Source organism: Enterococcus sp. CWB-B31, from assembly GCF_020567645.1.
In the GTDB taxonomy this organism is placed as follows: Bacteria; Bacillota; Bacilli; order Lactobacillales; family Enterococcaceae; genus Enterococcus_L.
The window spans coordinates 60799-75890 of the sequence record NZ_JAJDJW010000012.1; the positions used below are offsets into that span (position 1 = coordinate 60799).

At 32.5% G+C, this 15092-nt stretch carries 6 protein-coding genes and 1 pseudogene; 2 read left to right on the forward strand and 5 right to left on the reverse strand.

Annotated elements, in window-relative coordinates:
• Window positions 1-10 precede the first annotated feature (10 nt).
• Complete coding sequence (pglZ, locus tag LI954_RS11350) at window positions 11-2560, reverse strand: BREX-1 system phosphatase PglZ type A (RefSeq protein WP_229444522.1); 2550 nt, start codon at window positions 2558-2560, stop codon at window positions 11-13.
• Window positions 2561-2698: 138 nt separating this feature from the next.
• Between pglZ and LI954_RS11355 the strand changes: the two genes are divergently transcribed.
• On the forward strand, window positions 2699-3652 hold the full coding sequence (locus tag LI954_RS11355; protein WP_229444523.1) for a tyrosine-type recombinase/integrase: 954 nt from the start codon (window positions 2699-2701) through the stop codon (window positions 3650-3652).
• 13 nt (window positions 3653-3665) lie between these two features.
• Window positions 3666-6368 (forward strand): annotated as a pseudogene (gene pglX / locus LI954_RS11360) (BREX-1 system adenine-specific DNA-methyltransferase PglX); the annotation flags it as partial.
• 234 nt (window positions 6369-6602) lie between these two features.
• On the opposite strand, the gene pglX (LI954_RS11365) reads toward pglX (LI954_RS11360), so the two are convergent.
• The 4 genes from pglX (LI954_RS11365) to brxC all read right to left on the reverse strand — a co-directional run bounded on the left by pglX (LI954_RS11365) (window position 6603) and on the right by brxC (window position 15082).
• The gene (pglX, locus tag LI954_RS11365; RefSeq protein WP_229444525.1) at window positions 6603-10229 is read right to left on the reverse strand and encodes a BREX-1 system adenine-specific DNA-methyltransferase PglX; all 3627 of its coding nucleotides are present in this window, start codon (window positions 10227-10229) and stop codon (window positions 6603-6605) included.
• Window positions 10230-10654: 425 nt separating this feature from the next.
• Window positions 10655-11011: a hypothetical protein gene (locus LI954_RS11370; protein ID WP_229444526.1), complete on the reverse strand. Its 357-nt coding sequence runs from the start codon at window positions 11009-11011 to the stop codon at window positions 10655-10657.
• Window positions 11004-11258 carry a hypothetical protein gene (locus LI954_RS11375; RefSeq protein WP_229444527.1) on the reverse strand — a complete coding sequence of 85 codons (255 nt, stop codon included), beginning with the start codon at window positions 11256-11258 and terminating at the stop codon, window positions 11004-11006. The genes LI954_RS11370 and LI954_RS11375 overlap by 8 nt, the downstream gene beginning before the upstream one ends.
• A 203-nt stretch (window positions 11259-11461) precedes the next feature.
• A complete protein-coding gene (gene brxC / locus LI954_RS11380) occupies window positions 11462-15082 on the reverse strand; it encodes a BREX system P-loop protein BrxC (RefSeq protein WP_229444528.1) in 3621 nt (1206 codons plus the stop codon).
• Window positions 15083-15092: the final 10 nt, after the last annotated feature.

Below are 15092 nucleotides of genomic sequence, written 5' to 3' on the forward strand. Positions count from 1 at the left end.
TTCACCTACCTCAAATATCAAATCCAAATCCTCCAGAAAAAGCAATATCAATATGAAATTCATGTCTTTCAAAAATAACTTCATTCACCAAATCGTAGATGACAAAATAATACGATTGGCTCTTATCATATGCTTTTTCTTTCAGCTGAAAATTCATACGAAACATACGATCATTAGGAGCTACTGATTGATTATTCGCTAAATAAATTTGGTTATCAGAAATTTTTTCACCATCTTTTGCTTCAAAGTATAAAGCATATTTTGAAGGTAGAATTCCACTACCAACAATATCTGATTGTATAAATTCAAGATTAGTAAATAAATTAGAAACAGTACGTTGGCCTGTCAGTAATCGAATACTTGCCCTATGATTTTCATATTGTCCACGTTCCCGTCTAATTTCTAAAACAGGAATCAACATCTCTTGTATGGATGCTCCACCATGCACATAGTTTTGCCCACCACCAGGCTTCTTGAAGATAGTCGTTGTCTTCGGAAGACTAATGTATCTTTGATCATTATTTCCAAGTATATCCTTCATAGGAACCGAATGGATACCTACTCGATCATATTTATGTTCTGAAATAATGTAGCGACGACCATCTTCATCGCTCACTTTTTTAGGATTTTCAAGTTTTGCTGCTTCTTCAATAGGGTCCCGCTTATAAATATAACCATGATCACTTGTTACAACAAAATTTGCAATAGAAAGTGTATTGAAAAATTTCTCAATCAACCCTTGAATTTCAATGATTGCACGTTCAGTAGCTTCAAAAACAGTATCTTCAGTTGACGACTTATCCCCAATAGCATCAACTGAATCATGATAGATATAAATTACTTCTGCTGTTTGATCACGAAAATAGCTGCGCATATCATCTCTCTTTAAGTTGACGACCTCTTTATAGTTTACTGCTCTAGCACCTGAAGAATTAACTTGTAGAATTTTTTCTCGTTCAATAGTTGAGTCTGTGGGGAGTCCATCAACCAACACTTTATAAGAATCCGTCAAGCTAATTTCATGATTAGGAAGTAATGCTGCTTTGCCTATTTTAGTAATTGACGGCAACGTACTCAACATTGAAGACATCTTTAAAGAGTTTCGGATGTCTGCCGTCATTCTTTTTTTCAACTCTTTTACTGCTTCATAACGTAATGCATCAGAAATAATTACAACTACTTTCCCTTTATATTCTCTAACAATATTTTTATAAAAATCCCGTTGTAAGGGAATATTCTTGGCTATTTCAAGATAGTTGAAAGAACTACTCCAAGCTTTATTTATTTGTTCTAAAAATTTATAGTTGTATAAATTTTCTATGCGTTTTCTTAAATCAGCACTTTGCTCCTTCAGTTCTTCTTCCAAAAGGTCAAAGTAATAATAAAATTTACGATAATGCATATCTATTTGAAAATCTTCTGATTCATAAGTTGAAACAATCTCCTCGGCATGCTCTGGATACTCTTTATCAACCAGCTGAACAAGATACCAAGCATGTTTTAACATCTTATAGTGATTTTTCACTCGTTCACCAAAATGCAATTGTATGCGTTTATGTGACAGTCCATGTATAGTTAAACCTGATACTTTTATCTGATAGTCTCCATGAACCAGTCGATCTGTTGCCCATTTAATTAAATACTCGTCAATTTCATAAAAAACATCATTTTCAACCAATGTATCGGGTACAGTGTTTTTCAGCAGCTCAGCTCCCTTAATCTTTTGAAACACTTCTTCAGCAAGTTCATCAAAACGTGCAGACATCTGTACATTATTTTTCATATTACTCATGAAAACACCTAAATTCCCAAGTCTTTTCATTTGAAATTCAGAATAACTTTCAGGAAGTTCTTTATGGGCGCCGCTCATTAAAAAATGGAAGTAATTTAAATACATAGCAATAACTAATCGATTAAGAGTAGGCGTTGGATGATAAAAGCCAAACACTCTACCAACTTCTTCCCAAAACACCTCCTCTAAATCAAATTTATCGAACTCAGTCAATACACTATTATTCTCTATAGCATCACTTGTTAAAACAGTTATTAAAATACTTTCTAGTGTAGCTACATCTCTCACCTTAGCAAGCGAAGCAAGTAAACTGAGTTTTATCTGCTCCTCAGTTGGATCGTGCTCAATAAATTTATCAAAACGACTCCAGCGAGATTTATTATCAAAGAATTTAGTATTTTTTTCCAGAATATACCTCAGCTCGGGTTGAATTCCATGTTCAGTTATAATCATAGAAAGTCGATCTGCATGAAACTCCTTTCCATAATGAAGCATATCAGCAAATAAATTTTTCTTTAATTCTGGTTTTTCAAACGGCGCATACACTAAAAAATTTTCTTCTGGATGTTCTTTTGTTATATAAACTTTTGCTTTTAATTGTCCTCTCTTTTCTAAAAAAAATATCTCAGCATGCAGCAACTCTTTAAGTAAAGCAATATCTTCCTCAAACTCTTTATTTTTATCATACCAAAATATAATCTTTTTCTGAGAACTATCAAATTCTTCATTCAATTTTTCTGCAATTTGCGGTAAGGTTTGATTACTCAAAACTTCCACCTCCACTTTTTCTCTATCTTTTTCATTATAACGTTTTTTTTCTATTTTTCCGACCTTTATTATTTTTTTCTAAACGTTTAAACTCTTATTTGACATTATAAACAAATAAATTAATAAAGGAGAGTTTTAATGAATCAATTTTACTCAAAAACAACAACTTTAGCAGACTACTTTTTACATTGGATGCAAACATTTAGAAAACCGGTTGTATCTTACGTTACTTATGTGAAATACCAGAATACACATCGACAAATTCAAGAGTTTTTTGGTGAAAAAACTTTAGAAACCATCAATCGAGTTTCCTATCAAAAAGTACTGAATGAGTACGCAAAAACTCACTCCAAATTAACGACTGCCTGTTTTCACAAACAAATTCGTGCTTCGTTACTTGATGCTGTCGATGAACAAATTATTCTTGTTGATCCCACCCGTAAAGCGATTGTGACTGGCAAAAATAAAGTTAATCGTAAATCCAAATACTTGAATTTGGCTGATTGGCAAAAAATAGTTAATTACACTTCAGAAAATTTAACAGCTAATAATATGAACCTCATTATTTATCTCTCTGCGGTAACTGGCATGCGATATGCTGAAGTTTTAGGTTTAACCTGGAATGACATACATTTTAAATCAAATCAGATCCATGTTAATAAAACATGGGACTATAAATATCATACTGGTTTTCAAGCCACTAAAAACTATAGTTCAATTCGTTTTATTGATATTGATGAGCATACAGTAAAAAACTTAGCATTACTCTATAAAAATGAACATACTAAATTAAATTCAACACAATTAATCTGTGCAAACAGCTGTGGTTCCGTTCCAGCCAGCATGACTATTAATCGTTATCTACAAAACCTTTGTCAAAAATTAGAAATTGATATCATTTCTTTTCACGGATTAAGACATACCCACGCATCTATACTCCTTTTTAAAGGGGTCAACATTATGACTGTTTCTCGTCGACTCGGGCACAGTAACACAACAACTACACAAGCAATCTATTTACATTTAATCAGAGAAATGGAAGCACGAGAAACAGATCTAGTATTAGGCTTTCTAAACGAGGCTTTAGCTTAATAGATACTACCTCCCATCAGCAGAACAACCAGAAGAAGTGCAGATACAACTCTTAGCTGAACGCCAAGAAAATACTGTTATCGCTCTACAAGAACTAAAATTGATCGATCCATCAATGGGGTCAGGACACATTTTAGTCTATGCTTTTGAGGTTTTTATGCAGTTGTATCTTGCGGAAGGAGAGAATTCTCGACAAGCAGCTGAAAGTATTTTGAAAAACAACTTATTTGGATTAGATATTGATAAACGTGCCTTTCAGCTAGCTTCGTTTGCTTTGATGATGAAAGGTAGAGAATATAATCGTCGTATTTTAACAAAAAAGATTAGTCCGAATGTTTATGCTATTCCTGATATCATTGGTTTAGCTGATCCTTTGCTTTTAGCTCATAATTTTAATAATTATGAAAAGGGAATTGAAGATTTGACACAATTAATCAATGGTTTTAGCAAAAGTCAAGATTTAGGTTCTCTTATTCATTTTGAAGACATTGATTTTGAAAATCTTGATTCTGTATATAATGAGGAGAATGGACAACTTTCATTCTACGATCAAACAGTCAAATCAATGATAAAAGTTGCAAAAGTTTTAAATCAAAAATATGAATGTACAATCACAAATCCTCCGTATATGGGTAGTTCAGGGATGAATAAAGTATTAAGTGATTTTGTAAAGAAGCAATATTCTGATAGTAAAAGTGATATGTTTGCTATTTTTATTGAATTAGCTGAAAGGCTCACTAAGGATACAGGTTACTATGCAATGATTACTCAACATGCTTGGATGTTTCTATCAAGTTTTGAAAAACTTCGCAGTAAAGTCAATCGCCAAACAATTATAAATATGGTTCATTTGGGAACTAGGGCTTTTGAAGAAATTGGTGGTGAAGTTGTACAGACTACTGCATTCGTGATTCAGCCCATAAAACACCCTGATTATTTCGGTACTTATGTACGCTTAGTAGATTTTGGTGATCACAAGACTAAGGAACTACAGATGAAAGAAGCTGTTAAAAATAGGACAGTTGAGTTTATTTACCAAATCAACCAGGAAAACTTCAAAAAAATTCCTGGAATACCGATATCGTATTGGGTAAGCGAAAACTTGATTAGGGATTTTGCCATTGGAGAGCGTATGGATCAGATAGTTGAACCAAAGCAAGGACTTGCCACGGCTGATAATAATCGATTTTTAAGACTCTGGTGGGAAGTAGATATCCATGATATCAAGTTTGATGCCACTTCCATAGCTGACTCAGTTGCCTCAGGTAAAAAGTGGTTTCCATACAATAAAGGCGGTTCATTTCGTCGTTGGTATGGTAACTATGATTACGTTGTGAATTGGAAAAATGATGGGGAGGAAATCCGAAACTTTACAGATGATAATGGAAAGCAACGCTCTGTAGTTAGAAATCCAAATTATTACTTCAGAGAAGCGATAACATGGTCAGATATTACAAGTGGCAACTTCTCATTAAGATATCGTGATTCAGGAAGTATACACGATGTAACTGGCATGTCAGCCTTTCCAGGTGATTTAGATAATCTTTTTTATTTGTTAGGATTAATGAATTCACCAGTTGCCAATTATATTTTTAAAATAACAAACCCTACCATGCATTTACAAATTGGTAATTTCCAATCATTTCCAGTTCTCTTTTCAAAAATGAATAAACAAATAATTATTGACAATACAAAAGAAGCAGTAAATATTTCGAAAAATGATTGGGAGTTATTTGAGAGTTCATGGAATAATTCAAGACATCCTTATTTACTTTTTTCATCAAATAATATTAATGATGCACAAAATAAGCTAGATTGCTATCTAAAAAAATCAAAGAAAAGACTGTATGAAATTGAAGAAGAATTTAGCAAAGAATTCACTGAGATGTATCAAATGGAAAATGACTTATCTTCATTAACTTCTGAAGATTCTATAACATTGAATGATATAGATCACATTCGAGATATAAAACACTTTATTCAATATGCGGTAGGTTGTATGTTTGGTCGTTATTCTTTGGATAAAGATGGTATCATATATGCAGGCGGAGAATTTTCTATGGGAAAATATAAAAGATTTTTTCCTTGCAAAGATAATATTTTGATAATCAGCAATAATCAGTATCTTGAAGAAAGTTCTATAGATATTGTAAATCGGTTCATTGAGTTTATATCAACTGTATTCGGTAAAGAAAAATTACAAGAGAACCTCCAATTTATTACTGATATATTAGGCGGACGAGGTACAAGTCAAGAGATTCTCCGTCACTATTTTGAAAAAGACTTCTTTAATGATCATAAGAAATTTTATAGTGTAACTGGTTCAGGAAATAGACCAATTTATTGGGAGTTTAACAGCGGCAAACATAATGGTTTTAAAGCATTAATCTATTTGCACCGTTATCAACCAGAAACTTTAAGTGTATTACGTGTAGACTATTTACATCAGATACAAAGACAATATGAAACTGCTATTCAGCAATTAGAGAACCAGATTGAAAATTCTACAAGTGCGACCGATAAGAATTCATATACGAAAAAACTGAAAAAAATTCAACTGCAGTATCAGGAAACTAAGGACTACGATGCTAAGTTAGGGCATCTTTCTAATTTAAAAATTGATTTAAACCTAGATGATGGCGTGGTAGCTAATCATAACAAACTTCAAACAGATGAACATGGTAATATAATTCAAATCATGACAAAACTTAAATAAAATAAGAGCGGTCGTGACAGAAGAGTTCAGCTCTGAGAAATAAGAAGGATAATCCGAAAATAACTTTCTATATTTTGGAGATCATTCGGCTTATTTCCGAGAGAGCTGCTTCTGCGTCTACGATTCTCACTACACTACACTTCGTTCCGATCCTCGAAGCATGGAGGGGCTTTGGAACACCATTTATTCGGTTTTAAGGGTTCTGGACATACTACTGTCACAGACCTTTTTAAACTACCCTCTTTTTGAAAGGATATTCAAATTGTTTCCTTTTTCATCAGTTTGAATCTTATTGTAATTATAAATTACCCCATCATCAAGATCAATGCTAGTTCTTAAATTGGCCAAATGCCCAAGTTTCGCATCATATATTTTTGTTTCTTCATATTGCTTTTTCACTTTGGTAAGTTCTTTGTTATAAATATTTTTATCAGCGGAGGATTCAGACTGTCTAATTTGTGATTGTAACTGTTCGATTCTATTTTCATAACTCTTTTGTACTTTGTGGAGATATTCAACTCTGAGTATAGAAAGAGTTTCAGAATTTATCCGATGCATATAAACAAGAGCTTTGAATCCATTTTCTTTTCCGCTAGAAAATTCCCAGTAAATCGGACGTTTTTTAAACATTTTTAAATGATTTTTGTAAAAATGTTTTACAAAATAACTTCGAATTATCTCTTCTTTAGACCCATTACCACCTAAGGTATCAGCAATGAATTGAATATTTTTTTCTAAATTCGGTTTCCCGAAAATAATCTCTATAAAGTAATTAAATAAATTGACAATATCAAATTGACTATCTTCGAAGTAATTATCTTCACAAATTATTAAAATATTATCCCTAATAGGGGTGGGATATTTGATTATGTTTAATTTGTAATCAGTGTCTATACTCCTATCTTTATCAAATGAATAGCGTCCTAATATACAGCCGATAACATAAGAAATTAAGTTCATTACTTCTATTTTTTGATTCGGTATAGAAATTGAGATATCTTTTTCAGAAACAGCTATTTTAACATCATTAGTTAAATTATACATTTCTGATACTATTTTGTTTATCTGCTCTTCGTTCTTTTTGATTGCATTGTATTTTTTATTTATATTAACTTCTAATTTTTTTATTCTTTCTGATATTTCCCCGTCTCCAAATTCCAATAGCGGATCTTCCAAATAATCTAATGAAGTCTCTTGCATATCCCAATCTGATTTAGATAGCTCAATATTTTCTCGTACTAAATCTTTTAATTGACTATGATCAAGCAACTTTTTTACAAATGGAATTGACCTAATATCATTCACTTGATAATTTAATGTTGGTGCCATCATATCTAATAAGTATTTAGTAACAGATGAATTTAGTAACCCTAAGATAACTTCAAAATTATTATTATCTTGTAAGAAAATTGATGATCCTCCCTTATCAAAAGTCGCTCCTTCAGGTAACACTCTGAAACTTGGTTGCGCTGAAGAAATAAGAGTCCAGCTTATTCCTAAACGATTCCAATATGTTTCTTTGATAATACGTGCTGAGGAATTTTGTGAATAAAACTTTCTTGCTTCAGGTGACCAATCAACAAAATATTCAAGATTTCCGTACCATTTTCGAAAAGCTCCTCCCTTAGCATAGACTTTCCACCTATTATTTGTTGTGTCAATCTTATTATAAGTTACTTCCCAAATGTTTCGAAGATATTTATTGTTATTAGCAGTTATATTTTGACCATCAGAAATTGTATAGATATATAGTTGCTCATTATTTTCATAAATTTGAATCAAGTTTTCGCTTACCCAATACGATATCGGCATTCCAGGAATTTTTTTGAAGTTTTCCTGGTTGGTTTGGTAGAAATAGCTAACAGTAGGATTTTTGATAGCTTCAAGTACTTTTTCATTTTGTACTTTCATACCACCTCGAAAATCTGAAAGCTTAAAGAAACTCCCAACGTTTTCATTTAAACTATTCTTGATTGTAAATGCACATATGGGAACGGTAGCTTCTTCAAAAGCGGAATACTCCATCTGAATTAAGCTGTTGATGCTCTTGTTCTTAATTAGATAACCTCTAAGTTTTTCATAAGACTTTATAAACATCCAAACAAAAGGAGTCATATAGCCTGCATAACCTGCTGGTGCTAACATATCAGAATTATGTTTGATAAAAACTGAAAATAGATCTGTTTTAACGTCTTTATGATTTTTAGCAATATAGTCACCTAATCGCTTACTCATCTTATTTAAATAAGGTGGATTGGTTACCGCAGCTTCATATTTCTGAATTAAGATAGAAATTAAATCGAAAGTTTTACTTAGTTTTTCATGTGTTTCTGATACAGCATAAAGTATATCCATTCCTGTGAACTCATCATCAAGAACAGAGATAAAATTTTTCCATATATTCAATTTTTCTGTTGTAACATTTTCTAGTTTAATTATAGAGCCGTATTCTTTAGAATATTTGAAAGGTTCTATGATTTCTTCAATCTCTAATATGATTTCCTTAGCTTGATTAAAATCGTAATGGCTCTGTCCTTGAATTCGTTGCCAGTATTCTTCAGGAATTTTTTTTAATTCGATAAATTCTTTTAAATTTAGTTCATTTTTTTTCGATAAAATACGTCGATTGTATTGGCGAGCTTTCATCATAATTGCAAAATAAGCTAATTGATACGCACGCTTATCAATTTCCAAACCAAACAGATTATTCTTAATAATACTTTCTGCAGCTTCACGCTGATTATAACCTTCAGCGATATATAGCGACATAAATACATCAAAAGCATAGACAAGTACATGTCCAGATCCCATGGCATTATCAATCAATTTTAGTTCTTGTAGAGCGATAACAATATTTTCTTGGCGTTCAGCTAAGAGTTGTATCTGCACTTCTTCTGGTTGTTCTGCTGATGGGAGGTAGTATTTCCAGTCAAATCCATCGGCAATTTCTTTTTCTGTACGCTTTTCAGAAGGATCAGCTAATTTCTGATCAATATAGAAGCGTCCTAATGAATTTTCAACCATATAACGAACAATCCAATCTGGAGTAAATAACTGTGTTGCTGCGGGTATTTCTTCTTTCCTGATTTTTTGAGTTTTAGGACGGGCAAATACTTTTGCTTTTGGCTCAGTATTGTAATATTGATACAACCAACCAATGATTTCAACTTGACCACCTTCTAAAACATTGAAACTGCTTTCAGGAATATCACTTACTAAGTGTGCAATAACTCCAGCTTTATCAGTATATGTTGCAGCAAATAGCAACTCCGAGTAATCTTCAATTTTCTCAAATAGATGTGGTAAAATGTCATTTAGCGCATTACACTGTTTAATAAACAGTATCTGGTATAGTTTATCCATTGATTGAACGTCACCAGCTAAACGTAATTTCACGAATTCAGTTTGCTCATCTGTTGAAATTCTTAAAGAACTATCTGCAAACTCTCGAATAATGTCTGGTTCCATACCAATCTCAACTGATGAAAGAACTCGAATACCATCAGGAAGATAGTTGTTCACCTCCATGAAACGAATAGCAATTAGGCGGTTAAACCACGTATACGCAACTTCCTCAACCAACTGTTCAAAAGCTTCGGCAAAGCCTATATCGGATGAGCGACGTTCCAACTCACTCACTAATTTGTTACGAAGTGCCATTTCTTTTGATAAAAAACCGGATGCATTTTCTGAATCACTAAAATATTTAATTTCAGATGTAGAGCGATCTAATGGTACTTTCACACCTTCACTTGAAATTCCTAATAGCCCAGCTTTTACAATAACTTCTTCTCGTAACTTATTGCGCGATTCAATTGCGAACTTTTTAATAGCCGTTTTATCAAGTTCAGTTTTTTCCATTAATAGTTTCCTCCCATTGCTAACACAAAAATTCTAGCCTACCAATTTGGTATACATCTTTATAAGGTAACTAGTGCATTGATAGAATAATATTTAGATAAAAATGTATTTTACTTCCATTTTATCAGATATACTATTTTTATATACAACTATTTACATAAATCCTCTAAAAGATTCATTACATAAGAAATGAGCTTTACCTGCGGTGCAGGCAAAGAAAATAAAAGCATATCCCAAATCTTTTGTAGAATCTATATATACATATTTTTAAAAACCGATTTTTCTTTACTATTACGAATAAAATTTATTAACTTAATCTACAAATAAATGCTCTCCTTAATGTTCTGCTCTCATAACTTCAGTATTACTAAAAATACACACCGTACAAAAAACATTCTCACTAAATGCAAGAATGTTAACGATTATTATTCAGGTTGATATTCATTGTATTTGTTTATCAAGCCAACAATATCATCAAGTGACAATACCCCCAATGTTTTGGCATGAAATAAATCTTTAAATGAAACCTCATAAGAAATAGAAACATCAATAAATGAGCGGTGTGTCAAGCCGGCACTGTCTATGTCTTTAATCTCATATAGCTTTCTCCGATACTTTTTACGCTCAAATTTCTTCTTATAAGAGTAGACTCCTAATACCTCAAATGCAAGAAGTTCCCCAACTAAATCATCAAAAATTACAACTGGTCGTTCTTTCCCACCTGTTCCATCATGATAACCAACGTAACAAAGGTATACACCATAATCATGTTGTTCAGCCACGTTCTACCCAATCTTTCGCTTCTTTAGGTGCATCTTCTGGAAGTCTTAACATACCATCTCTATCAATAGTTAATTTAATCGGTTTTGTATTTCTTTTAATTTTTTTAGGAATTGCAGTTAGTCGCTGTTCTTGAATCGTTGTTTTAATAAACCATTCCACTGCAGAATCAGTTGTCGTCCCTAATTGTTTGAAAATCTCTTCTGCCTTTTCCAACTCTTCCTTTGGTATATTAATAGACAATTTCATAATAACAACTCCTTTCTTTTTGCCTCAAATTAAATTTTTATCAAACTAACAAATTTTATTTATCAAAAAATATGAATTAATGTATAAAGTCAACATCTCTATATCATAATTATAGTATAAAAATGTTGACTTATCAATCTTCCACTTCTTCAAAAAACGGTCTTACCTCATTTTTAGAAACTTTTTTACTATATTAATCCCAATCAAAATTGAATATTGATAATTGAATGATCATCCAATTTTTCAAGTAATTGCTTTCGCAGTAACTCAACTTGTTGGTCTATATCCTCTTCTGATTCAAGACGCCAAGACTGACCAATATCCAACTGAGACATGCGGAAAAATCTTGTTACTTTCATAGGTGGCGTACCTTCTCTTACTTTAAACTCATCAGTATCCTTTTCGGTTTCTTCACCTATTCTCTTTTCTTTCTCTAAACGATTCAACCGTTCTTCTTCATGAGTAATTTCACTCAATACTTGATTTGCTGCATAGCTAGCTTCCGTAGGAATACCAATCAAAAGGGCTAAGTCCTCTTGTTTTTCTGCTCTATCCATTAAATCAGCAAATTTTTGAATAGCTGATTTAAGCAATTTTTCTTTGAAGGATTTTGTTTCTAATTCTATTAATACTCGTCCTCGTTCGGAACTAATAATCTCTTTAACAAGTTTTCTTTGTTCAATTATTTTTTCATCATATACAAGTGTGAACTGATCGTTTAACTTTTTTAGCTCCATACCAATTAAATCATACGGGCGAACATTTCTAAGAATTTTACCAATTTGCTCAATAACCTGATCAATGTTCAAATCGTTAATAACCATGGCACAATTTTTATAAAGCTCTCTGTATTTTATGCTGGATTTCCAAATATTTAGCTGTACATCATTTCCGTAAAAAGCCCGAACCTCATCCAGATCATCTGCCATATCTAAGAAATCATCTTTCTTTTCTGCAACATATTTATAAAAATCATCTGCTTTGTTAAGCGATACCACTTGAGCTAGAAGCGGAGAAAACTCTTGAACGAAAAGACGGCCAGGATAACCAGTTCTGTCAAATCCTTTAATCTCAGCAAGAAGTTTACTTGCTTTGTCCTTAAATTGACTCATCAATGAGTCATCATCTTTTGAGGCACTAGCAGAGAATCTAAATAGTTCATTCCCTACCTCAATCACTGCTCGTTTTTGTTGTGGAGAGGCCTTTGTACGAACTTCAATTTGAATCTTATCCGATTTTTTCTGACTTGTTATATAGTCAATTAATTCCTTAACTGGAGTCGTCACACTATTTTGTAATTCTTGATTATAGTATAAAGATATCTCACCTTCTTTAAATAGATAAGACACAATCCATTCAATATCTTTAGCAACAAAACCAAATGGAGCACTAAAAAATTTTTCCTTTAGTTCTTTTAAACTTGTTCTACTTGCACTAACTCTTCGTAACTCAACAAATTCTCTTACATCAGAGATAGCCAATCTGTTCACTGTATCTATACTCTCATCGATAATCAATGAATTAGTTGGTTGAAACAGTTCCCGAATATCTGTCTCTTCCATCGCAGTATCAATATGGGAAAGCTTATTATAAACATGGCTGATCATACTTTCTAAGGATTCTGTCATTCGACTCGCAATATCTTTTTTTGTAATTGGCAATTTAGAACCATTGAAGTATAAATCAGCTTCTTTCAGTGCTTCCAATAAAAAATTACGAGCATTTTCGCGATGTTCTGTCAATTCACGTTGTTTATTTGCTTTTATGTTGTTAAATTTAGCAGACCCTTGAGAATTACTATAACGAACAAATTTTTCAATTTGAATGGATAATCGTAATTCGTCAATAAACGAGTTGTTATTAGGTAAATCAACAAATAATACATTACCAGCAGCACTTTCCATACGCAACATTTCCTCTCTACCGGAAAGCTCTGAATTAGGAGTTATAATATGGACAGAAATATCAAAATTTGTATTCTTAAATGGAATTTCATCTACCCATTCATTAAATGGAATGGTGTATCGACCATTAAACTTAGGATAACGGTAACGATCTTTTATAGGAAATACATCATTAAACAGTAAATTAGAAATAGCAGCTGTCATTTCTGAAAATTCTGGTTGCTGCTTTTGAATTTCACGATTAACATCTTGTTCTTCGTTTGTAAGAAATTTATAATCTTCCAGATTTTTTTCGATATACTGCTGTTCACGCAAAATGTTCAATGCTGATTCAACATCTTTTTGTAACTTCAATCGATCTTCTTGGATATCTTGAACCATCATACTTGTAATATTATTTAGATTAGGCTTGATCCCCTCAACATATTTAATCATGAATAGTACCTTAAGAACACGTAAAGTTAAAGGATTCTCTTCATTATTTGGATTTACAAAACTATTTTTCTTTGCATGAGCAACAACTGTACTGTGCCCATGATCTAAGAATCTAGACAACGGTTCATAAAAAGCACTAAATGGAATGAGCACTCCTTCTTCTTCAGTCATGAAACCTATAGCAGATTCTTGAAAAGAAGCCAATAACGAACGTTCCCCTTCGGATAAATGCTTACCTGAACTTGAGTTCTCTCTAATTGCTGTAAGTACATCACCAAGTAAATTGAACTGATAAGGCACAAAAGGATAGACAGTCGCAAAGTCTTTTCCTGATTGATAAAGTTTCATTTCTGCTGCTTGTTCAAATATAATTAAATTACGAATAAATGAAGAATTGGCCTCATAAAGTTCTTCAAGGGATTTGGCAGCTCTTTCATTTTTTTCCAGTATTCGTCTTTTAATAACTTCTTCTACATCATGAGAGTTCAAAGTAATTCTAGTTCTAAACCGTCCTTGAATTTTTGAAAAATCTTTTCCTTTAATCACTGTTAATTGGTCAATAGCTTCTTGCCCTGTTACAATTACCCACGCTTGCCCTTTTGCAGCCGTTCCCAACTCTTCCACAATGGTTTGAAGATTCAACATCAAACTGGAATTATTTCCAATATATTGACTTACCTCGTCTACCAGAAAAATTATATGGTGATTTGCTGGCTTAGTTTTCAAATAATTTTGAACGAGTACAGCAAATTCTTTTGCTGACATCTCAAATGTATTTTTCATACCAGCCATTAGATTCTCTGCAGCTTGTTCATCCATATACCCAATATCTACTAAGGCCTGTTTAATTGCTGGCTGGACATATCTAAATTTATTCCGATTTTCTTTCCATGAGCGTCCTCTTTTATCAGCTCGTTGAAAAGCTTCTTGAAATTCTTCATACTTACTGTCTTCATCAAGTTGTGCTTCCATTTCAGCAATATACGGATTTCCTCCATAATACCCTCGCATTTTATTAAATACACGTAAAAAAACATCAACGATTGGATCTTTATCAGACTCTCCATTTCCTTTACTTTTGCTTTCTGCATCAATATTAAAAAGAATAACGTCTGAAGAAATCTTAGAGGCTCGTTCCATATTAGCCAATGTCATACCATCGTCAATCTTATTATCTTCTTTAAAATACTCCAATGCATGTTTTCCATCCACTTCAGTATCATCAAGTAAATAAGATAAGATTTTCAAAAAATGTGATTTACCCGATCCAAAGAAGCCTGAAATCCATACTCCAATGTTATCAGTTGGATGGTTAATGCTTTGATTATACGAGTCAAAAAAGTCTCTAAACTTTCCTTTCAACTCATTCGTTACTACGTATTCCTCCAACTCTTGTTTCTTATTTTCCTCTTCATTTTGACCAACTTTAATGACTCCTTTAATGTCCCTATCAATTGATTTTACAAACATATCCTTAATTAACATAAGTATCCCC